Annotated in this window: 27 protein-coding genes, 1 tRNA gene, 2 pseudogenes and 1 riboswitch; of the genes and pseudogenes, 20 read left to right on the top strand and 10 right to left on the bottom strand. The window is 36.3% G+C overall.

Annotation, left to right across the window (positions count from 1 at the left end; translation table 11 throughout):
- Positions 1-4: 4 nt before the first annotated feature.
- From ABJ955_RS07695 to ABJ955_RS07630, 14 genes are all read left to right on the top strand, one after another.
- The gene (locus ABJ955_RS07695; protein WP_347374002.1) at positions 5-544 is read left to right on the top strand and encodes a YfiT family bacillithiol transferase; all 540 of its coding nucleotides are present in this window, start codon (positions 5-7) and stop codon (positions 542-544) included.
- A 28-nt stretch (positions 545-572) separates the two neighbouring features.
- Positions 573-646: transfer RNA gene (locus ABJ955_RS07690), tRNA-Cys, on the top strand.
- A 14-nt stretch (positions 647-660) separates the two neighbouring features.
- Positions 661-1,383, top strand: coding sequence for an ATP-binding protein (locus ABJ955_RS07685; RefSeq protein ID WP_347374001.1), 723 nt, complete (start codon positions 661-663; stop codon positions 1,381-1,383).
- On the top strand, positions 1,380-2,114 hold the full coding sequence (locus tag ABJ955_RS07680; protein WP_347374000.1) for a YggS family pyridoxal phosphate-dependent enzyme: 735 nt from the start codon (positions 1,380-1,382) through the stop codon (positions 2,112-2,114). Before ABJ955_RS07685 ends, ABJ955_RS07680 begins: the two co-directional genes overlap by 4 nt.
- A gap of 1 nt (position 2,115) precedes the next feature.
- The gene (locus tag ABJ955_RS07675; RefSeq protein ID WP_347373999.1) at positions 2,116-2,820 is read left to right on the top strand and encodes a type 1 glutamine amidotransferase; all 705 of its coding nucleotides are present in this window, start codon (positions 2,116-2,118) and stop codon (positions 2,818-2,820) included.
- A 5-nt stretch (positions 2,821-2,825) separates the two neighbouring features.
- On the top strand, positions 2,826-3,266 hold the full coding sequence (locus ABJ955_RS07670) for a PaaI family thioesterase (RefSeq protein WP_347373998.1): 441 nt from the start codon (positions 2,826-2,828) through the stop codon (positions 3,264-3,266).
- Between the two features lie 13 nt (positions 3,267-3,279).
- Positions 3,280-3,627 (top strand): nuclear transport factor 2 family protein, encoded by a 348-nt coding sequence (locus ABJ955_RS07665; protein WP_347373997.1) that lies wholly within the window; start codon positions 3,280-3,282, stop codon positions 3,625-3,627.
- A gap of 18 nt (positions 3,628-3,645) precedes the next feature.
- Positions 3,646-4,200 (top strand): DUF1572 family protein, encoded by a 555-nt coding sequence (locus tag ABJ955_RS07660; RefSeq protein WP_347373996.1) that lies wholly within the window; start codon positions 3,646-3,648, stop codon positions 4,198-4,200.
- A 16-nt stretch (positions 4,201-4,216) separates the two neighbouring features.
- Positions 4,217-4,561: a cupin domain-containing protein gene (locus ABJ955_RS07655; protein WP_347373995.1), complete on the top strand. Its 345-nt coding sequence runs from the start codon at positions 4,217-4,219 to the stop codon at positions 4,559-4,561.
- A gap of 5 nt (positions 4,562-4,566) precedes the next feature.
- A complete protein-coding gene (locus ABJ955_RS07650) occupies positions 4,567-5,040 on the top strand; it encodes a PaaI family thioesterase (RefSeq protein ID WP_347373994.1) in 474 nt (157 codons plus the stop codon).
- Between the two features lie 125 nt (positions 5,041-5,165).
- Entirely contained in the window at positions 5,166-6,005 is an 840-nt protein-coding gene (locus tag ABJ955_RS07645) for an RteC domain-containing protein (protein WP_347373993.1), read from the top strand.
- Between the two features lie 293 nt (positions 6,006-6,298).
- A complete protein-coding gene (locus ABJ955_RS07640; RefSeq protein ID WP_286105181.1) occupies positions 6,299-6,583 on the top strand; it encodes a helix-turn-helix domain-containing protein in 285 nt (94 codons plus the stop codon).
- A 3-nt stretch (positions 6,584-6,586) separates the two neighbouring features.
- The gene (locus ABJ955_RS07635) at positions 6,587-7,306 is read left to right on the top strand and encodes a hypothetical protein (protein ID WP_347373992.1); all 720 of its coding nucleotides are present in this window, start codon (positions 6,587-6,589) and stop codon (positions 7,304-7,306) included.
- On the top strand, positions 7,290-7,952 hold the full coding sequence (locus ABJ955_RS07630; protein WP_347373991.1) for an ATPase: 663 nt from the start codon (positions 7,290-7,292) through the stop codon (positions 7,950-7,952). The genes ABJ955_RS07635 and ABJ955_RS07630 overlap by 17 nt, the downstream gene beginning before the upstream one ends.
- A gap of 104 nt (positions 7,953-8,056) precedes the next feature.
- Here the strand turns inward: ABJ955_RS07630 and ABJ955_RS07625 are convergent, their stop codons facing one another.
- The 6 genes and pseudogenes from ABJ955_RS07625 to thiM all read right to left on the bottom strand — a co-directional run bounded on the left by ABJ955_RS07625 (position 8,057) and on the right by thiM (position 12,258).
- Positions 8,057-8,716, bottom strand: a complete 660-nt coding sequence (locus tag ABJ955_RS07625) for an HAD-IA family hydrolase (RefSeq protein WP_347373990.1) — start codon at positions 8,714-8,716, stop codon at positions 8,057-8,059.
- 5 nt (positions 8,717-8,721) lie between these two features.
- Positions 8,722-9,249 (bottom strand): DinB family protein, encoded by a 528-nt coding sequence (locus ABJ955_RS07620; protein ID WP_286106079.1) that lies wholly within the window; start codon positions 9,247-9,249, stop codon positions 8,722-8,724.
- A gap of 110 nt (positions 9,250-9,359) precedes the next feature.
- Positions 9,360-9,950, bottom strand: coding sequence for a thiaminase II (gene tenA / locus ABJ955_RS07615; protein ID WP_347373989.1), 591 nt, complete (start codon positions 9,948-9,950; stop codon positions 9,360-9,362).
- A 46-nt stretch (positions 9,951-9,996) separates the two neighbouring features.
- A pseudogene (gene thiD, locus ABJ955_RS07610) lies at positions 9,997-10,829 on the bottom strand (bifunctional hydroxymethylpyrimidine kinase/phosphomethylpyrimidine kinase).
- A complete protein-coding gene (gene thiE, locus ABJ955_RS07605; RefSeq protein WP_347373988.1) occupies positions 10,826-11,461 on the bottom strand; it encodes a thiamine phosphate synthase in 636 nt (211 codons plus the stop codon). Before thiE ends, thiD begins: the two are co-directional and overlap by 4 nt.
- A complete protein-coding gene (thiM, locus tag ABJ955_RS07600) occupies positions 11,458-12,258 on the bottom strand; it encodes a hydroxyethylthiazole kinase (RefSeq protein ID WP_347373987.1) in 801 nt (266 codons plus the stop codon). The genes thiE and thiM overlap by 4 nt, the downstream gene beginning before the upstream one ends.
- Positions 12,259-12,335: 77 nt before the next feature.
- Positions 12,336-12,428, bottom strand: a riboswitch (TPP riboswitch).
- 35 nt (positions 12,429-12,463) lie between these two features.
- Between thiM and ABJ955_RS07595 the strand changes: the two are divergent.
- A pseudogene (locus tag ABJ955_RS07595) lies at positions 12,464-12,964 on the top strand (ATP-binding protein); the annotation flags it as partial.
- A gap of 125 nt (positions 12,965-13,089) precedes the next feature.
- Here the strand turns inward: ABJ955_RS07595 and ABJ955_RS07590 are convergent.
- From ABJ955_RS07590 to ABJ955_RS07575, 4 genes are all read right to left on the bottom strand, one after another.
- Entirely contained in the window at positions 13,090-13,539 is a 450-nt protein-coding gene (locus ABJ955_RS07590; RefSeq protein ID WP_347374379.1) for a thioredoxin family protein, read from the bottom strand.
- A gap of 21 nt (positions 13,540-13,560) precedes the next feature.
- Positions 13,561-15,870 (bottom strand): TonB-dependent receptor, encoded by a 2,310-nt coding sequence (locus ABJ955_RS07585; RefSeq protein WP_347373986.1) that lies wholly within the window; start codon positions 15,868-15,870, stop codon positions 13,561-13,563.
- Between the two features lie 63 nt (positions 15,871-15,933).
- Positions 15,934-16,383 carry a tetratricopeptide repeat protein gene (locus ABJ955_RS07580; protein WP_286106072.1) on the bottom strand — a complete coding sequence of 150 codons (450 nt, stop codon included), beginning with the start codon at positions 16,381-16,383 and terminating at the stop codon, positions 15,934-15,936.
- Between the two features lie 3 nt (positions 16,384-16,386).
- Positions 16,387-16,986 (bottom strand): superoxide dismutase, encoded by a 600-nt coding sequence (locus ABJ955_RS07575; RefSeq protein WP_286106071.1) that lies wholly within the window; start codon positions 16,984-16,986, stop codon positions 16,387-16,389.
- A 115-nt stretch (positions 16,987-17,101) separates the two neighbouring features.
- On the opposite strand from ABJ955_RS07575, the gene ABJ955_RS07570 reads away from it, so the two are divergent.
- The 5 genes from ABJ955_RS07570 to ABJ955_RS07550 all read left to right on the top strand — a co-directional run bounded on the left by ABJ955_RS07570 (position 17,102) and on the right by ABJ955_RS07550 (position 20,358).
- Positions 17,102-17,758 carry a metal-dependent transcriptional regulator gene (locus tag ABJ955_RS07570; RefSeq protein WP_286106070.1) on the top strand — a complete coding sequence of 219 codons (657 nt, stop codon included), beginning with the start codon at positions 17,102-17,104 and terminating at the stop codon, positions 17,756-17,758.
- Between the two features lie 229 nt (positions 17,759-17,987).
- A complete protein-coding gene (locus ABJ955_RS07565; protein WP_286106069.1) occupies positions 17,988-19,070 on the top strand; it encodes an ATP-binding protein in 1,083 nt (360 codons plus the stop codon).
- A complete protein-coding gene (locus tag ABJ955_RS07560; protein WP_286106068.1) occupies positions 19,063-19,740 on the top strand; it encodes a response regulator transcription factor in 678 nt (225 codons plus the stop codon). The genes ABJ955_RS07565 and ABJ955_RS07560 overlap by 8 nt, the downstream gene beginning before the upstream one ends.
- 93 nt (positions 19,741-19,833) lie before the next feature.
- Positions 19,834-19,989, top strand: a complete 156-nt coding sequence (locus tag ABJ955_RS07555; RefSeq protein ID WP_347373985.1) for a hypothetical protein — start codon at positions 19,834-19,836, stop codon at positions 19,987-19,989.
- Between the two features lie 42 nt (positions 19,990-20,031).
- The gene (locus ABJ955_RS07550; protein WP_347373984.1) at positions 20,032-20,358 is read left to right on the top strand and encodes a hypothetical protein; all 327 of its coding nucleotides are present in this window, start codon (positions 20,032-20,034) and stop codon (positions 20,356-20,358) included.
- The last annotated feature ends 20 nt before the right edge of the window (positions 20,359-20,378 follow it).

Genomic DNA, 20,378 nt, shown 5'->3' with positions numbered 1-20,378 from the left:
AATTATGTCAAAGATAAACCTAGAAAAATATCCGATTGGAAACTATGTAGAACCATCTTCCATTACCAAAGAAATGCGTTCAGATTACATCTCCATAATTGCTTCGTTCCCAGAAAAAATAATAAATGAGGTAGCATCATTAACGGATGAAAAATTGAACACCCCATATAGAGAAGGTGGCTGGACAATCAAGCAAGTAGTACATCACCTTGCGGATAGTAATATGAGCTGTTTTTCACGAATCAAGTATGCCCTTACAGAAGAAAGCCCCGTAATAAAACCATTTGAAGAAGACGTTTGGGCAACACTTTTGGACGCATATAGTTTCCCGATTGAACCCTCTTTGAAAATACTGGAGGGTGTTCACGAACGCTGGGCAGCATTATTGGACAGTTTGAATGAAAAAGATTGGAAAAGAGACTTTTTCCATCCACAGCTTCGGAAAAATTTAAAAATAGATGAAGCAATGGCAAAGTATACTTGGCATTGTAAACACCATTTAGCCCATATCACTCACACCAAACAAAAAATGGAATGGACTTGAATAGAATGCAGGAAATAATTAGGGTAAAGGTCGGATGGCCGAGTGGTCAGGCAAGGGTACGCAATACCTTTAACAGTGGTTCGAATCCATTTCCGACCTCCATTAACAGTTATTAGATGAATGTAGTTGACCTAGTTATAAATAATAAAGACCGTGTAAGCTTAGAAGATGTTTTTCTCAACAAAGAAAACAGCAAAAGCATCCAACAATTAATTAAAGAACATAAATATGTAGATGAACTTAACAGATACGGATTACCTGTAAACAATAAGGTTATACTTGAGGGAAACTCTGGCTGTGGCAAAACGATGACAGCAAAAGCTATTGCAAATGCATTAGGTAAAAATATATTGATACTGGATTTAAGTAACGTAATCTGCTCACGTATTGGAGAAACATCACAGAATATCAAAGGAGTTTTTGATAAAGCGGCAAGAGAAAAAGCAGTATTGTTTTTAGATGAGTTTGACCAGATTGGTAAATCAAGGGGAAGTGCTGACAAAGATGTTGGAGAAATGAGAAGGCTGGTCAATACCATTATCCAGTTGATAGATTATTATCCAACTGATGCATTACTGATATGTGCCACCAATCATCCTGAAATTATTGATTGGGCCTTATTGCGGAGATTCCAGTTAAGCATCCAATTTAAAATGCCAACAGAAGAAGTTTTAGATAAATATTACAACCAATTATTAGCTCCCTTTCCTGAAAAATTACAGGACATAGAACGTAAATATCAAATCTCTTTTGCCGAAGCCAAAGATTATACCTACACACTTATAAAATCAAAAGTGATAGGAACATTGGAACAAAAGGAAAAAATCAAGTTAGAATGAACAATCAAATTTTAAACAACCTAAACCGTATTCAGCAGAGAATAGAAAATGCCTGCATCAAAAGTAACCGAAACCCTAAAGAGGTAAAACTACTTTTGGCTACAAAAACCGTTACTGCCGAGCGGATTAAAATAGCCCTTCAATCAGGGCAAACCTTGATTGGAGAAAATAAGGTGCAGGAAATAAAGGAAAAATATGATGCTTTAAAAAGCTTTCCCCACGAAAGTCATTTTATAGGGCATCTACAAACAAACAAAATCAAAGAGCTGTTGAAATACAACGTGTCCTGTATTCAATCTATAGACCATTTAACGTTGGCGACAAAATTGCATCAAAGGTTGGCTTTTGAAAAGAAAGAAATGAAAGCATTCATTCAGGTAAATACCTCCAATGAACAAAGCAAATTTGGTGTGCATCCCGACAATACCATCGAGTTGGCAAAGGCTGTTTCTACCTACAAAAATATACATATAAAAGGGTTAATGACAATAGGATTGTTCAGTGCCGAGGAAGATAAAATTAGGTCTTGTTTTCAAAAATTGAAAAACCTGCAAAAAGAAATACAAGCCTTACAAATTCCAAATGTGGAAATGAAAGAGCTTTCTATGGGAATGAGCGGTGACCTTGAAATAGCAATAGCTGAAGGGGCTACTATTGTAAGGGTCGGCACGGCCATTTTTGGAGAGCGGATTTACCCAGATAGTTATTACTGGAACGAAACTAAAAATTAAAATGATGAACATCCATTATTTGCAACACGTGTCTTATGAAGGCTTGGGCTATATAGAAACCTGGTTAAATGAAAACAGGTATCAGCTAACCGGCACACATTTTTTTGAAGAGGGCTATACATTACCAGCTATTGATAGTATTGATGCTATAATCATTATGGGCGGACCAATGAGTGTTTATGATGAACATACATATCCTTGGTTGTTTGAAGAAAAGGTGTTTATAAACAATTGTATAAAAGCAAGCAAAAAAGTACTGGGCATTTGTCTTGGCGCACAATTGATGGCGGTTTGCCTTGGTGCAAAAGTCTATCCCGCAAAGAATAAAGAAATTGGCTGGTTTTCCGTAATGGCAAACCCATCAGCCAGAAATATACAATGGATGTACAAATTTTTTGAAAATGACCAAACCGTTTTCCATTGGCACGGCGATACTTTTGGCATTCCCATTGATGGAAATTTTGAATTGCTTACTTCTATAGGAAATAAGCATCAAGCGTTCTATCATTCCAAAGATGTAATAGGCCTACAGTTCCATCTGGAAGTCACAGAAACCTCATTAATGCAAATGTTGGACAATGGCACAAATGAACTCAAGGAAGCTGCTTTTGTCCAATCCCAAGAAGAAATTCTTCAAGGATTTAAAAACATCAAGTCGTGCAACACCCTAATGAAGCACTTATTAATCAACTGGTTAAATTCATAAGTAAAATGGAAAACAACTTAAAAACAGAACTTTTTGAAAATTTTAAAAATTCTAAATTGATGCAGCTTTTCGGTGCTGAAATATCAAATATAAATGACGACTATTTTGAAATCAGGGTTCCTCAAAAAGATTTTATGATGCGCTCGGCTGGGATGTTCAATGGTGCAACTATGGCTACTTTGGTAGATGTGTCCTCGTATGCAAGTGCTTTAACAAAGTCAAACACGCAGTATTATGCTACAGTAGAATTAAAAATCAATTATCTAAGTCCGGCCATTGGAGAAAATCTAATTGCAAAAGCTGAAGTGATTAAAAGAGGCAAAATACTAACAGTTGTGCGCTCTGATATTTATGTAGCAAAGCAAGGTAGCGAAACTCTTGTGGCCACATCCCTGGTAACGCTTATGCAACTTGAAAATGAAAACTACAGCAATCAAATCCATTAACAAAATAAGACAAATGAAAATATCAAAATTTACAACAGAATGGCTCAATGCCTGGAACAGTCACAACTTGGATGCCATAATGGAGCATTACAGCGAGGACATTGATTTTATTTCGCCAATTATTAAACAAATGGGTATCAAGGATGAAGGCAACATATGTAGCAAAAACGAATTAAAGGAATATTTTTCAAAAGCACTACAAAAATACCCCTCTTTAAACTTTGAGTTTTACCACGAACTACAGGGCGTTCATTCAGTTGTCTTGTTTTATAAAAGTGTCAATGATTCTCTTTCGGCGGAATATATGGAGTTTGATAAAGAAGAAAGAATCTGTAAAGTAAGGGCGCATTATAAGTTTTAAACCCTAATATCAATTAAAATGAAAAGTAGTTATTTAGAAAGTATCGAAAAGCAATTTCTTTACTACAAAATGTTAGGAGAAAAGGCTATGGAGCAATTAGGAGAAGAGCAATTGTTCTGGCAGTACAACCAAGAAGCCAACAGCATTGCTATCCTCGTAAATCATATGGTAGGCAATATGTTGTCGCGGTTTACCGATTTTTTAACCACAGATGGTGAAAAAGCTTGGCGGAATCGTGATACGGAATTTGAAAATCCATTGTCTTCAAAGAATGAATTGATGACGTATTGGGACAAAGGATGGGCTTGTTTAATAGATGCTTTAAGCAAGTTGTCAGAATCTGATCTGGAAACCATAATCTATATACGAAATGATGGACATACCGTCATTGAAGCGATGAACAGGCAGCTAGCTCACTATGCATATCACATTGGACAATTGGTGTTTATTGCTAAAATGTTGAAAAACGAAGAATGGAAAACACTTTCCATAGTAAGAAATAAGTCCAATGATTACAACCAGCGTAAATTCTTAAACGAAAAGGACAAACGACATTACACCGATGATTTATAAGTAAAAGCAATAGTTTATGATAGTAAATAAAACCAATACAAAGCAGTATCAATGGGGAAATAATTGCAATGCTTGGGAGCTTTTTCAATCTAAGAAAGCCATTATAAAAGAAGAAATAATGCCTCCACTAACAGAAGAACAACTGCACTTGCATAAAAAAACAGAACAGTTCTTCTATATATTGGAAGGTGAAGCCACTTTTATAGTGGACGGAAAAAAAGGGGTGATTTCGCAAAATGAAGGAATAAAAATCAAAATAGGCCAGCCTCATAAAATCTGTAATGATGCCTCTAGAATACTCCGCTTTTTGGTAATATCATTTCCGGGCAATATAAACGACAGAATTAATCTAGACCAATAAATCCTATGAACACAATACCCGTTCTAGAGTATATCCATAAAATGATTAATGGAAGTCTGGATGAAAATGACCGCACATTTATGATTTATCCAACAGCTATTTCTAAAACACTAGGTTTCAGGATAGCTGAAGTGGATAAGGGAACAGCAGTTATTGAAGCAGATGCCGATCCTTTAAAATACGGCAACCAACAGGGTACTATACACGGAGGATACCTATGTGAATTAGCAGATGCAGCAATTGGAACGGCACATTCTACCTTAATAGATGAAGGTGAGAGTTTCACTTCTATAGAACTTAAAACAAACTTTTTTCGTCCCGTATGGAAAGAGTCATTAAGAGCGGTCGCTAAACCAATACAAAGTGGAAAAACAATAAGTTGTTATATATGCGAAATCTATAAAAGCAATGGAAAACTAGCAGCTTCAGTAACAAGCACAGTGATGACACTTCGTGGGGAAAAAGCTAAAGGGAGATAAAAAAGGTTAAGTATGGGTTTTTCAAGAATTTCAGCTTCTTTTATAATCATCCTAATTTATTATAAATACATATTTAACCTCTTAAAATATTAGTGGGTTACGCTAAATTTAATTGAAGTTTATTCGTGACAAATGAAATACAACATATACTTGATGAATGTAAGTTAGCTCTCGCTGAAGTTAACGAGAAAAACCTGAGTGAGTTTTTGAATGTTGAAAAAGGCATTAAAATATCACGAAAATATCTACAGAAATTAAGGGTTGTACTACGCAAAGGAAATTTTATCAATAAAGAAAATGAAATACTATTTTTTAAAAAGCAAAAACCATTTATCTACGGACATCTCAAATTTTATGCTAAACTATATAAGTACTTAATACAAAAACCAAGAGGCACCGATAAGTCTAAACGCACTTACTTGGATAATGAAATCAAAAAACTACAAGAATATTATTATTACAATAGCGAGTTCATCAAATATTACAGGCAGAATGCAACCTTTTTGGACGAGTTTTATTTTTTACGTGGTAATGATAACATCGGACTTCTATCTGACACTTCCCATTTTTATACCGATGCTGAATTTTCAACAAGTCACGACAATGCCGTTGCAAAAATATTGGCATATGATTTACTGCTGAATCATTACACTAACGAACTGAATGACTTGAAAAAATCAACAAGAAAAATTTCCAGCAATGAAAAATTATTGGAAAGCCTAAATCTCACTTGGACCTCAAACAAAATTGATTTAATCGAACTTGTTTATGCGCTAATAGCATCTGGAGCAGTAAAGGGAGATATCAAAGATTTGGCTACCGCTTTTGAAAAGGTTCTTGATATTGACTTAGGAAATTACTACCGTAGTTTTCTGGAAATACGTGGACGTAAAGAGGATTTCGCTAGATTTTTGGACTTATTGAAAACAAGTCTCATCAAAAAAATCAGGGAAGCAGATGAGTAGTATAAAAGTAATAATCTTAACAGAACAAACACCCAAGTTGAACCCAACTTGGGTGTTTGTTTTAGTAATAAATCTTAAAGCATTTTAGATAGCATTTTCAGTTTTCAAGCTACCAAAATCAACTGAACAACACTAAAAATCAATATGTTAAAGTTGCACCCAACTTGGGTGCAACTTGTGAATAAAACCCAATAAACCTATTCAAATTTGTAGAACGAAAGTTAAATCAGGTCAGGGGCTATCAAATTAGTTGACAGCGGTGCGATAGCCCCTTCCATTAAAACCGTTCTATTATGCCAACAGCAATTATTACTACAGACGATCTTCGGGAATTCAAAATGGAATTGCTCGATGACATCAAAAAACTTCTCACCAAGCAAGCTTCCGGAAACACTAAGAAATACCTTAAATCTTCGGAAGTTATGGACTTGCTCCAAGTAAGTCCAGGCACATTACAAAACCTACGGATCAATGGGACACTTCCCTATACAAAGGTAGGCGGGATCATTTATTACGATGCAGCGGAAATTCAAAACGTAATGGATGCAAACCGTGTACAACACGGATTAAATTTATAGGCTATGAACTACATAAAGCTACTAAATGCGGCTTTTGAAAGGTTCTATTTTGACGACCGCCTGAATCCCACCCATATCAGCCTGTATATGGCATTGTTCCAAGAATGGAACAGCAGCCGTTTTGCCGATGAATTTTACGTGAATCGTCGCGACCTTATGCGTGTGGCAAAAATCGGTTCAAAATCTACCTACCACAGATGTGTGACCGAGTTGGATGCTTGGGAGTACCTCTCCTATTTCCCCTCCAATAACCCATACAAAGGCAGTAAAATCAAGATGTCCATTATTGGGACAAGTGATGAACCGGTTACGGGACAGTACAATCCCATATTGGAACAACTTGCGGAACAGTACCATCCCATACGTGAACCAGTAGTGTACCAACACCGTCCCATTAATGGACAAGCATTGGTATCTACTATAAACAATACCAAACAAGTAAACAATAATAAACAGCCAAAGGGCAGGCAGGCTGTTATTATTTTTTTTAATGAAAAAGGATTTGATGCTGATGAAGGAAAAAAATTCTTCGACCATTACGAAGCCAACGATTGGAAAACGAGTGACGGAAATGCGGTTCGCGATTGGCAGGCATTGGCCATCAACTGGATGGATAGAACCGAATTGTTTGACCAGGAAAACAAACCAAACAAAAAAGAAGCGTCCCAAATAAAGGACAACCTGCGAACTACTAAAAACAAGGATTATGGACAACCCCTCTAAAATAACCGAAGGTGGTGTGGAATATTCGCTTGGGGAGTTTGATGGTAAAAGTGTGCTTTACGATTTCCCAAAAATCTTGATTTATTTGAATGCCAAGGGCAAACTGCTTTTTGGAGAAAAATTCAGGATTTATGATGAGGATAAGGATATTCTGCTAAAGCTCTGTTCCTACTTTATCAAGGACAAAGAAAATTGTAAGCACTATGGCATTGATATCGATAAGGGAATTTTACTATCCGGGCCCGTTGGCTGTGGAAAGACCAGTTTGATGAAATTGTTGCGCCACATCGTGCCGCTGCAACGCCCATATGAGATAATACCTTGCAGGAATGTCACTTTCAGTTTTAACCATCTTGGTTTTAAAACCATTGAAGAATATGGCAATACTAAATTCTTCTGCTTTGATGATTTGGGCATTGAACCTCCTGGACGGTTTTACGGGAAGGATCTGAATGTTATGGGCGAAGTGTTGTTATCCCGCTATGAACTTTACCAGCAAACTAAACACAAAATTAAAACCCACGCCACCACCAATCTAAATGCGGAGGAATTAGAAGAACGCTACGGAAACCGTGTTCGTAGTCGGATGCGTGAGCTTTTTAATTTGATTGCTTTTGATGAGCGATCTGGGGATAAGAGGAAGTAGGTTAAATTCTTAAAGATTTATAAAATCGCTTAATAATATGCACAAACCTTTGATTTAGTACTAAACCAGCTATTGCTTATACACATCTTTGTTAGCTGCAGGTTTTAATTCACTTTTACTAAAACTATTCTGTCATATTCAAAACTATCAATTCTATAATCGGCAATGTCAAAGTGTGATTTCTTATTTCCTTTTGTAAAAGATGCAACTGTCATTCCCGCTTTCTTTGCTGCCAACATTCCTGAATATGAATCTTCAATCACCAAACAATCTTTAGGATCCACGCCTAACTTCTTGGCTGTTGTATAATAAATTGCTGGATCTGGCTTTCCTCTTTCTTCAAATTCTGCCGAAGAAACAGTATCGAATAAATGAGCTACATCTAACCTTTTCAAAACTTGAGGAGTAATTGCAAATGGAGAATTTGTTGCCAATCCAATTTTATAATTTTTAGATTTTAATCTTTCAATAAAAATTTTCACTCTATCTATTAAACACTCTTCTGATTCAATTAGTTCAACCACTCTTGACACAACCATCTGCTCCACTTCTCTTAAGCCTATATTGCTCCAAGAAAACTTTTTATACCAAAATTGAGTTACCTCGGAGGTTGTCATTGATTGGGTTTCTTTGGAATATTCTTCGATTACTTTTGCCCCTAAAGAAGAAAAAACTTCCTTTTCGGCCTGTTTCCATATCAATTCCGTATCGATTATCACCCCGTCCATATCAAAAATTACCGCCTTCTTATCTTTTATAAACATTTTTGTTATTTTTTCAAAATACTTAAGTATTCCATCCAAGGCCCAACTTCTTTGGAATACTGTTTTGCCATTACTCGTGATATTTGTGCTATATGGCCTAAATCGTGCACTGTCCAGGTAGCCAACAATTGTTGAAGTGTCACTTCACCAAACTCTGGATGGATTCCGACACGACTTAAATTTTTTTCTTGGTTATTTAGGGAAGTTAATTTTTCAATGTTCTTCTTTCTCAAATCTTTGAATTCTTGAATCATAGCTTCAATTGGTTTGTTTTGGTCTTCCTTTAATTGTGCAAATCTATCAAATGGTTGAAACAGCTTGTTATCAGAATCACTTAAAATTATTTTGATACGTGTCATCCAATCTGATTTTTCACCAAAAATCAAATGCCCAAGAATATCATACGGACTCCAAGTGCCTTCCCCTTCATTATTATTTATCCAACCTTTTGAAAGGCTTGACAAGTATGATTCTATGACAAATGGCGTTGTTTTTAAGATTTCAATTGATTGATCTAGTTTAAATTCCATCATTCCTTTTTTATTTCACGTTACTATTTCCTAGGTAACTGTTCTAAATCCTTATTACAGCCAATGACTATTTTATTTTAAGGGTAAAACCCAAAAGGGTTTATTCTTTAGTGTTAGTTCCATTTTTTCATTTTATAAGCGGCATCCCAAAACTGGTATTCCATACGTGATGCCGTAATAAAGGCTTCAGTCATCTTTTCTCTTATAGCGGGTGTGCTGCTTTGGGCTGCTTTATCGCATAAGTTTATTGCATTTTTTACGGCTTCAGTAAAATCTTCACCTCCATAAGTTGCAATCCACTTCTCAAAAGGATTATTGGAAGATTGGTGATTGGCAATTATATATTCTCCTACGTTTTTATATATCCAAAAACAAGGTAACGTTGCGGCCATAGCAACCTCATAAGGTTCGAATGCTGCTGTACTTCTCAAAAAGTGTGTATAGTGATGGCAGACTGGCTGAATGATCCCTTTATCCGACACCCCAAAATCCTTAAAATAAGATTCGTGCAAAGCGTTTTCCACCACAAGGGCATTTTCTGCAAATCGTATATAGGCTAAGGTATCGTCAATATGATAAGCTTTGGCTCCAATCAAGGCAAGGGCTCTTCCAAAATGCTCTAGATATAAAGAATCCTGTAACATATAAAACTGAAATTTATTCATTGCAAGACTGCCATTTGATAGTTCTTCGATAAAAGGCATATTGAGAATAGATTAATATATTCCGTCAATAGATTTCCAAGTTTTTTCAGACCATTTCATTTTTAATAAGTTTTTGAGGGTTAAAAAAGTGATTTAAGGGGCCATTTCCCTCTCCTGTTTTTGTATCTGCACCGTATTTAATAGCATTATATACATATTGCTGTCCAAGCTCCACCGCTTCGTACATACTTTTTCCCATTGCTAGAAATGAGGCTATGGCGGAAGATAGCGTACAACCAGAACCGTGGGTGTTATTGGTTTCAATTTTATTGAATTCAAAAGAATGATAGGTATTTGATTCGTCTAACAGCAGCGAAGTAATGATCTCTGTTTTCTGATGGCCTCCTTTCAACAAGATATTTTTACACCTTAATTCTTTTATATGCTCGCCCACCAACTGCATATCTTTTAAAGTCTCTACTTTAGTTTTTGAAAGAATAGCCGCTTCGTCCATATTGGGCGTGATGATATCTGCAATGGGCAATAGCTTTTCAATAATAGTGTTAATTGTTTCTTCTTCAATAAGCCGATGTCCGCTGGTGGCTACCATTACAGGGTCAAATACGATAGGGATATGCTTATAGTCCTGCAATTTTTGTACAATGACATCTACAAGTTCCGGGGTGTGTACCATGCCTATTTTTATGGTATCAGGAACAATATCTTCCAGTATGGTTTCGAGCTGTTCGGCTACGGCTTTTATAGGAATGGAAAATATATTTTTTACACCTTGGGTATTTTGTACCGGTAATGCTGTCAATACGGATGTGGCATAACAGCCCAAGGCTGAAATAGTTTTGATATCTGCTTGGATCCTGCACCACCACTACCGTCAAAACCTGCAATAGTCAATACAGATGGGTATTTATATGTCTTCATTTTAAGATTTCATTTTTTAATTCATAAGCTGCTTTTTGGGGATCGGGTGCACTACAAATAGCAGAAACTACGGCGACACAGTCTGCACCTGCATTCATTATCGATTTTATATTATTCAGGTGAATATTACCTATTGCGACCAATGGTTTATCGGTAAGATCTCTTATTGTTCTAATGCCGTCAAGTCCCCATTCGGTAACGGTATCGATTTTAGTAGGAGTTCTAAAAACGGGACTGATACCTAGGTAATCAGAAACGGCTACTTGTGGATTGTCCAATTGTTCACTATACTCTACGGAATAGCCTATATATTTGGTTTTATGCCATTGGTTTCTTATCTCGGCAGGAGTAACATCCCTGTTCCCAACGTGTATACCTGTCGCATCAACTTTCTTTGCTACTTCAAGATTGTCATTGATGATAAGGGAAATTTGATATTTATCGGTTATTTCTTTTAGTTGGGATGCCTTACGGGCATACGTATCCATTGCATCATTCTTTTCCCTTAATTGGATAATATCTACTCCGCCCAAAATAGCCTGCTCTGCTACATAAAGAAAATTTTGCCCTTTACAGTCTGCTTGGGAGATGACCAGATAGAGTTTATAAGGGAATGTCGATTCGTTTTTCATTCCATTGACACTTTAAGGTGTTCGTCAAATTCAGTTTCCTCTATGTTGTAAAGTTTGTCCAATATATTCATTTGCAGACTGCCCGGGCCTGAAGATTGTCTTTCGGAAAGTTCTCCCGCTATCCCAAGTAAAGCCATTGCAGCGGTAGTGGCTTCCGTTTTATCTTCAACTATAGCTACAAAAGCAGCTATCAATGCTGATGCCGAACAACCTAAACCTGTTACTTTGGTCATCAGAGGATGACCGCTCTTTATGGATACCGTTCGTTTCTTGTTATCTAAAATGACATCCGTTTCGCCTGAAACACAAACAACAGAGCAATATTGTTCCACTAGCTCACGTGCAGCCTGAATAGCATCATTACTTGAATCTGTGCCATCTACCCCTTTAGTTGTAGAGCTTTGCGATCCTGACAGGGCCAAAATCTCAGATGCATTCCCCCTTATTACTGTGGGACGGTACTGCAATAGTTTTTTGAGGATTTCATTTCTATAAGGTGTGGCTCCTGCACCAACGGGGTCAAGTACCCAGGGTTTGTTTAGCCTATGGGCAGTTTCCGCTGCCATCAACATAGCCTCAGACCAATATTCGTCCAATGTGCCAATATTGATCACTACTGCACTAGCAATACCTATCATATCCTTAATTTCTGCTTTAGCGTGTGCCATTACAGGAGAAGCACCTACAGCCAGCAATGCATTGGCCGTGTTGTTCATTACCACATAGTTGGTAATATTGTGTATTAAAGGGGATTGATTTTTTACCGATCGGATATGTTTCCAAAGTGTTCTTTCCATTTTGATCTATTTATATTGAGATAAAAAATAGCTTTAGGAAAAAACTGAAAACAAAGAAAAAAAAACTCTTATAAAAGACGTCTTTTTTTGCTTTTCCCTACGTCGGTGTAAGCCGTATCAGGTTCAAAGGGACTCTCTCAATTCTTTTCAGAATACCCCTAAAGCGAAAACAAAGATACAAATTATTGTAATAGATAATTTTTGAATATTGAAAGTTTAATTATGCCACTATATTATCAAGGTCAAAGAAAATTGCAAGATCTATCGCATTTATATCGACAAGGTAATTTTACTTTGCGGTCCCATAGGCTGCGGAAAGACCAGTCTGATGAAATTGTTGCGCTACATTGTGCCACTATAACGCCCCTACGAGATAATACCCTGTAGGAATGTGACTTTTAGTTTTAATCACCTTAGCTTTAAAACCACTGAAGAGTATGGGAACACAAAATTTTTCTGTTTTGATGATTTGGGTATTGAACCCCCTGGACGGTTTTGTGGGAAGGATCTGAACGTAATGGGTGAAGTGATGTTATCCCGCTATGAACTTTACCAGAAAACTAGGCATAAAATTAAAACTCACACCACCACCAACCTGAATGCCGAAGAACTGGAGGAGCGCTACGGTAACCGTGTTCGTAGCAGAATACGGAAATTATTTAATCTAATTGCTTTTGACAAAAAAGCAGGGGATAAGAGGAAATAAAAAAATTAAAATATTTTATTAAAAAGAGATTGACTATGATTCATTTTACATAAACTTACTGGTTAAGTAAGAGTTAATTTTTTTTATCGTTTTGATGTTGTGTTTCATTTATTTGCTCATTTTAATTATTCTGATATGATTTTGAAAAACTGTTCTTTATTCAAGTATTGAAAATACCTTGCGGTTGCCTTAAAATTCTTGTCCATAAAAACCAAAGCGGGCAGGGAAAAAGGTTTGTTCTTTTGAAGTGCCATTAGCAAAGGAATCTGATGTACGGGATTTCTGCGGTTTTTACGCTCATTCACAAAAACTTGATTACCAAACGTAATGGTATCGGTAGTTTCAACATTCATTTTTACGGCGAAATAGTCTTTGTTGAGCTTGTTTATAATTTCAGATTCGTTAAATACTTCCTTTTGCATTCTTAAGCAAGGTGCACACCAATCCGCATAAAATTCTATGAAAACCTTTTTTGGTTTTACTTTTAATGAATCCTCCAACTGTTCAAATGTAAGCCAATGAACCGCTCCTTCATTTTGCGAAAGAGCGGTTTGGCTAACACTTAAAAAAAACAATACAATAAAATATTTCAAAACTTATAGCGAATTTATTTTTAGACCAACAAATATGCTTCGTGGTGCGCCTGGACCATATACATAATTACTATCCCGATTTTTACCAATATCAAAATCATCTTGGTAACTATTGGTTACATTTTTAACACCACCGTATAATTCCAATCCCGTACTTACTCTTGGCATGTCAAACGTATATCCCACACGCAAACTTAATTCTGTAAAGTTAGGGGTTACATCGTATTCATCAACAAGTTGTCCCGTATTCTCGCCACCAAAATGGGCAATGTCCATTTTTCCCGTGTAAACCAAATTGGCACTTGCGCTCAATTTTTTGGTGGGTGTGTAAGTGAACGTTGCATAGCCATAATCATTGGGTGTTCTCAAGAATTCTCTTTTTGCTGGAAGCCCTTCAATATTTTCCATAGGGTCGTCAAATAAACTAGACTGTAATGAAAATCCTGCTTCAATTTGAAAAACATAATCAAAGTTTGCCCGCGCTTCTATAGTTAATCCCTTTACGGTAGCACCGCTCCCGTTTCTTTTTTCAAAACGTTCCCCAAATTCATCCTCGCCCAATGGAAATTGAAAAAATGCATCATTAAGATGGGTGTAAAAACCTTCCAATGTAAAACCAGCGATAAAATGTTCGGTTGCCTTATCATAATTTACGGAAGCTGTGAAACTGTTAGAGCGTTCTTCCACAAGGTCGTCTGCGAGCGATATCCTTGAAACTCCACCTCCTGCAAAGGCAATATGTAAATCTGTATCAAAAGCTTGCGGTGCCCTAAAACCAGTTCCCCAACCTAACCGGAATTGAGTAGTTTCCTTTAACTTATATAGCAAAGAAGCCCTTGGACTAACAATAGCGTTATCTACCAAATTGTGTTTGTCCACTCGAAAACCAGACAGGAAGTTAAGATTCTCGGTAATGTCCCAATCATTTTGAACGAATACGCCCAAATTTTTGGTGGTCTGGTCTATTAAATAATTGTAGGATGTAATCTCATCAAAAACATCATCATATACATATTCAGCGCCACCCGTAAAAACGGTACTTCCTCCTAAAAACTCATCAAACCTATGATTGTACTGTGTTCCTCCTTGATGGGTAACTACATCGGAAATACCATATGGTGGGTCTGCGAAAAAATCTTGTTGTTCATCCGTATCATCAGGTATAATACCTGTATAATGGTCACGGTCGGTACGTTGCCCACCATAGTAAAAAATAAGCGAACTCTTATCCTCATTAAAATTGATTTGATAATCCAAGCTACCAAAAATAACGTGATGGTCTCTCTCTTCAGATTGTTGTGCGAGGTAGGCTGGCTTATCTACAATTTCCCCACCATAACGGTACTCGTAGAGACTACTAAAACTGACTTCCAGTTTTGAATTGTCAGTAGGCAAATAAAAAGCATTCATCCCAAACGAATTGTCCTTTAATTCGGGCAATTCGGAATAATTATCTCCATTGGTATCATAGGCAGTACGTTTTCTATTGCTTACAAAAAAATTAGCACCTGCGTTGTGATTTTTACTTACTACCGTGGCATTTCCATTAACGACACTTTGCTCTGCATCTCCATCAATACTCTCATAGGTGTAATTGACGCTGTATCCGTTTTGTTTTGGGACTTTTGTAATGACGTTTACCGTTCCACCGATTGCGCTCGAACCATATAATGCGGAAACTCCGCCACGTACCACTTCGATACGTTCAATCATATTGGTAGGAATCTGCTGAAGACCATATAAACCTGTTAACGGGCTGAAAATTGGTCTGCCATTAATAAGGATTTGCGAGTAACCGCCTTGAAGGCCGTTCATTCTTAATTGGGTGTAATTACAAGTTTGGCAATCTGTTTCGACACGTAGTCCAGGTTGAAACCGTAGGCCTTCAGCAAGGTCTGTAGCTACTACCTGTTGTAGGGTTTCACTATCAATTAAGTTTACAATGACAGGCGAATCTGTTCTACGCTTGGCAGTACGTGTCCCAGTAATCACAACCTCGTCCAAATTTTCGTTGCCCTCATCAAGATTGAAATTTACAGTTATTTCTGTACCTTCTACAAGTTCAAGAATTTTGGTTTGAGATTTATATCCTTGTGATTGTGCTACCAACGTTATTTTTCCTGTTGGTAGTTCTAACCTATAATTTCCATCAGCATCTGTACTTGTGCCTTTCGTACCATTTTTAACATAGACATCTGCAAAAGGAACAGGGTTTCCATTAGAGGTTACAGTACCCGATATTGTGGTCTGTTGGTTTTGGGCCATTGCGGTAGTTATGGCTAAAAGGGATAGTAAGGTAAATATATGTTTCATTTGTTCTAAATTTTGTTCTATTAATAGTTGATTTAAAGCTTAGTTTTATATAAAAATGGGGGCTTACTCAATAAATTTGAGGTGCTCTTCAATATCTTCACGTATATTAGCAATGTTTTTTGATTGTAACCCATTTCGTTTTGCATAATCTGCGTAGTTGAGCATTGCCCTTTTCAGTTCGCTCTGGATTTCGTCTAGATTTACTATGTTACTCTCAACCAGCGTCAACAAGAAATAAATGACCCTTTTTAGCATTTTGCTGCCCTTTTTCTTCATTTGCATTTCTTCATAGGTAAAAGCGATATTGTTGCAGGAAATGGTAAAAAGTTGCACAAATGGAATGTTCAATCGAGTGGCTTCTTTTTTATAGTTGTTCAAAACCTTGGCACGGTCAAGTGCATCCCGATATCCATTTAAAGATTGTTCATAATCGCCTTTTCTGAACAAGGTGTTAGAAGCTTCGGTCTTCGCTTTCCAGTCGTTTGCAATATGTTTTAAACGGGTTTCACACATCGCCTATTTATTTAGGTTTGTGTTGGCAAAATCCCAGTTCACCATATCCCAAAAATTCTCTACAAATTTAGGGCGGGCATTACGATAGTCTATGTAGTAGGCATGTTCCCAAACATCTAGGGTAAGAATTGGTTTTTTGAATTCGGTAAGCGGTGTATGTGCATCTTTCATTGGGATGAGTTCCAATTTACCCGCTTCATTTTGTGCCAACCACGCCCATCCAGCACCAAACAGTTTGGTAGCCATTGTAGAAAATTGTTCCTTGAATTTTTCAAAACTCTGGAAGTCGCGTTCAATAAGTTCCATCACGCTTCCATTGGGACTGCCACCGCCATTTGGAGAAAGACAATGCCAGAAAAAACTGTGGTTCCAATGTTGTGCAGCATTGTTAAACAGTCCTGCGTCTTGCTTTTTATGCCCTTCTAAAATGAGTTCTCTTACCGATTTATCCTCAAGTTCGGTATCTTGAACAAGTTCGTTTAAATTTTTAACGTAAGCAGCGTGGTGTTTACCGTGATGATAGTCAAATGTTTCTTCGGTAATAAGGGGTGCCAAGGCATTCTTGTCATACGGTAGTTCTGGTAATTCCTTTGAAATGTTCATAAACACATTATTTTTTAGATTTTCAAAAATATAATTAGAATTGCAAAAATAATAAGTTAGAGTCACCTAACAAAATTATTCGAGATTTATTTATATTTTTGAAGAAAAATATTTTATGGCATCTGATATTAAAGAAAATTATATAAAGGCTTTGTTCTATCTACATCAAAAAAACGAAGATATCTCGCTATCTGATCTAGGGGAAGAACTACAAGTAAGTAAGCCTACTGCAAACGATATGATAAAAAAGTTACAAATGGAAGGTATTGTAATTTCAAAAAAATATAAGCCTATAAGAATAACCGAAAAAGGCAAGCAATGCGCTGCTGAAATTATAAGGAAGCACCGATTGTCTGAAATGTTTTTGTTGCAGATAATGAATTTTGGCTGGGAAGAGGTTCACGAAATTGCTGAAGAGTTGGAACACATTAAAACCGACAAGTTTTTTGATCGAATGGATGAACTGATGGGATTTCCAACAACAGACCCGCACGGATCTCCCATACCTGATAGAAATGGAAATTTTACAAGGCCAAATTATAAACGGCTTTCGCAAATACCTGCGAAATCGACTGTAATTGTTAAGGCTTTGCGAGATAGCTCAACAGATTTTTTACTGTTTTTAAACAACAAGGCAATTCAGCTCAACACTAAAATTACTATTACCCATATTGAAAGTTTTGATGGAAGTTTTACGGTTTCGTATGATACTCATAAAGATGTTGTGTTAGGTAAATCCATTTGTGACCGGATTTTGGTTGAAGGGGTTTGATTTTTTTTTCGACAAATCTGAAATCCAATAAAAAATTCAAACCCAAGCTACAGCTAATCTCAATGCTGAATAAATGGAGGGATGTTACGGAAGTCGCATTCGTAGCATTATGCGGAACTTTTTCTATTCCCTTCTCTTTCAAATCTTTAGCAATAACTTTCTCGATCCCATGTTGACCGACATCTTTACAAAATCTTTATAACTTAATCATTAACTTTGAACAAAAAATGTGGGATTACTGAAGACAAGAAAATACAGCAATAAAAATCAGTACATAATAAGTGTTCTGCTTATTGTGTTGACTTCTATTCTATGTTTTTTCTCCGTTGACATTATTGGATACAGAGCTGTTGCGCTTATTTTACTTTTATTTGTTTCTGTAAATGCTATTCTGTTTGATATTTTTCCAGTACTGCTATCAGCATTATTAAGTGCATTGATTTGGAATTTCTTTTTTATCCCACCAACATTCACTTTACATATTGGCACAGCAGAAGATGGATTGATGTTTTTAATGTATTTCGTTATTGCTTCTATAAATGCAGTTTTAACCTACAAAATCCGAAAAGTAGAACGAAAGGAAAGAGAACAGGAAGAAAAAGAAAAAGCTATCAAATTATACAACACTTTACTTAACTCACTTTCTCACGAATTGAGAACACCTATTTCTACAATAATAGGTTCCATTGACACTATCAAAGACAACCAAACCAAGCTTTCTGACAAAAATCGCAATGAACTTTATTCTGAAATTGAAATTGCCAGTTTTCGATTAAACCGACAAGTTGAAAACCTTTTGAGTATGAGCAGGCTTGAAGCTGGTTTTATTCAACCTAAAGTTGATTGGTGCGATTTGAACGAGCTTGTTTTTTCTGCCATAAAAGACAATGAAAAAGATGCACAACATCACAAAATTGTATTTACCCCAAAAGAGAATATACCGTTAGTGAAAATTGATAACGGTCTTACGGAACAAATTCTTTTTAATCTCATACATAATGCTCTTCAACACACACCTACAAATACAATCATTACAATTCAACTCGATCACAATCTAACGCATTGTTTTATTGAAGTATTTGACAATGGTAAAGGATTTCCAAAAAATGAGATTGAATATGTTTTTGACAAGTTCTATCGTTTAAATGACACTGCCACAGGTGGAACTGGTTTAGGTCTTTCAATAGTAAAAGGCTTTACCGAAGCTATGAATGGAAAAGTATTAATGGATAATTTAAAGGAAGGTGGTGCCAGATTTTTAATTAAAATTCCGTGTGAATTTTCTAAAAACACAAATTTGGAAAATGAATAAGGCAGAAATATTAATAATAGATGATGAACCGCAAATCAGAAAATTACTTCATATAAACTTGGAGAGCAATGATTATAAAGTTGTTCAAGCAAGTACGGGAAAAGAAGGATTAATTTTATCGGCCAGTCATCCACCAGATTTGATTCTACTCGATATTGGATTACCTGATAAAAGCGGTCACGAAATTTTACAGGAACTACGCGAATGGTATAACAAACCTATTATCATCCTTTCGGTTCAGGACAATGAAACCGATATTATTTCAGCATTAGACAACGGAGCAACCGACTATTTGACCAAGCCTTTCCGCACAGGCGAACTGTTGGCAAGAATTCGTTCAGCAATTAGAAGAAGCCAAAATACCGAGAACGACTCAATCATTACTTGTGGTGATATTGAGATTGATTTGGTAGCCCGAATTGTACAGCGAAATAATGAAGCTATAAAACTCACATCTACGGAGTATAATTTATTAGCTTTATTTGCCAAAAATGAAGGTAAAGTCCTTACTCATCAATATCTTTTGAAAGAAATTTGGGGTTACAGCTATCAAACCGAAACCCAATATTTACGAGTGTTTGTTGGCACGCTGCGTAAAAAGATTGAAGAAAACCCCAACAATCCGCAACACATTGTCACAGAAAGCGGTGTTGGTTATCGCTTTCAATAGTCTTTATAAAATCTTTATACGGACATATCAATCCTTAATTTTTTACTTATCCCTTTCATCTGACCTTTGTATTATTAAAAAGAATGCAAAGAAATGAAATGGGATTTTTTTTATGATGAACGTGAAGGGAAACCCTACGAGTCTATTCACGATTGGTATAAGGAAATTAAGCACTTGATTACACCCACAATTGTAACGGTGGTTTTAGGAACTGCTGTGTATCTCTATTTCCGATTTTTCCATTTCTAAAGTTTATATGCGATGAACAGGGAATTATCAATTTCGAAAAAAATGGCTGATATGATTGTTCAAGTTTGCTTTGATGTAGTTGAATTTTCAAGGCTTTACGAACAAGACCATCCTAAAAGTGCAAAACAACTTTTTCAATGTAATGAAGAAGTAAAAAAGGGTTTGAAATGGTTTATAAATGCTCAAAACCAAGTAGAATTTCAAAATAATGTATCTGATTATCTGAACGAAGTAACATTAGCAAAACAACTTTATCAAGATATCCAAATTCCCATTGAAAGCATGGATAAAATAATTGTTCAGCTTTCTAATCTTCAAACGCATTTAACCAAACTCAAACAAGAAGCTTCAACCAATCAATCATTATAACCAACAATTTCAATAAAAAT

It is taken from the genome of Aequorivita sp. Q41, assembly GCF_039831855.1.
GTDB lineage: Bacteria > Bacteroidota > Bacteroidia > Flavobacteriales > Flavobacteriaceae > Aequorivita.
This window is presented reverse-complemented; position numbering and strand designations above follow the sequence as displayed.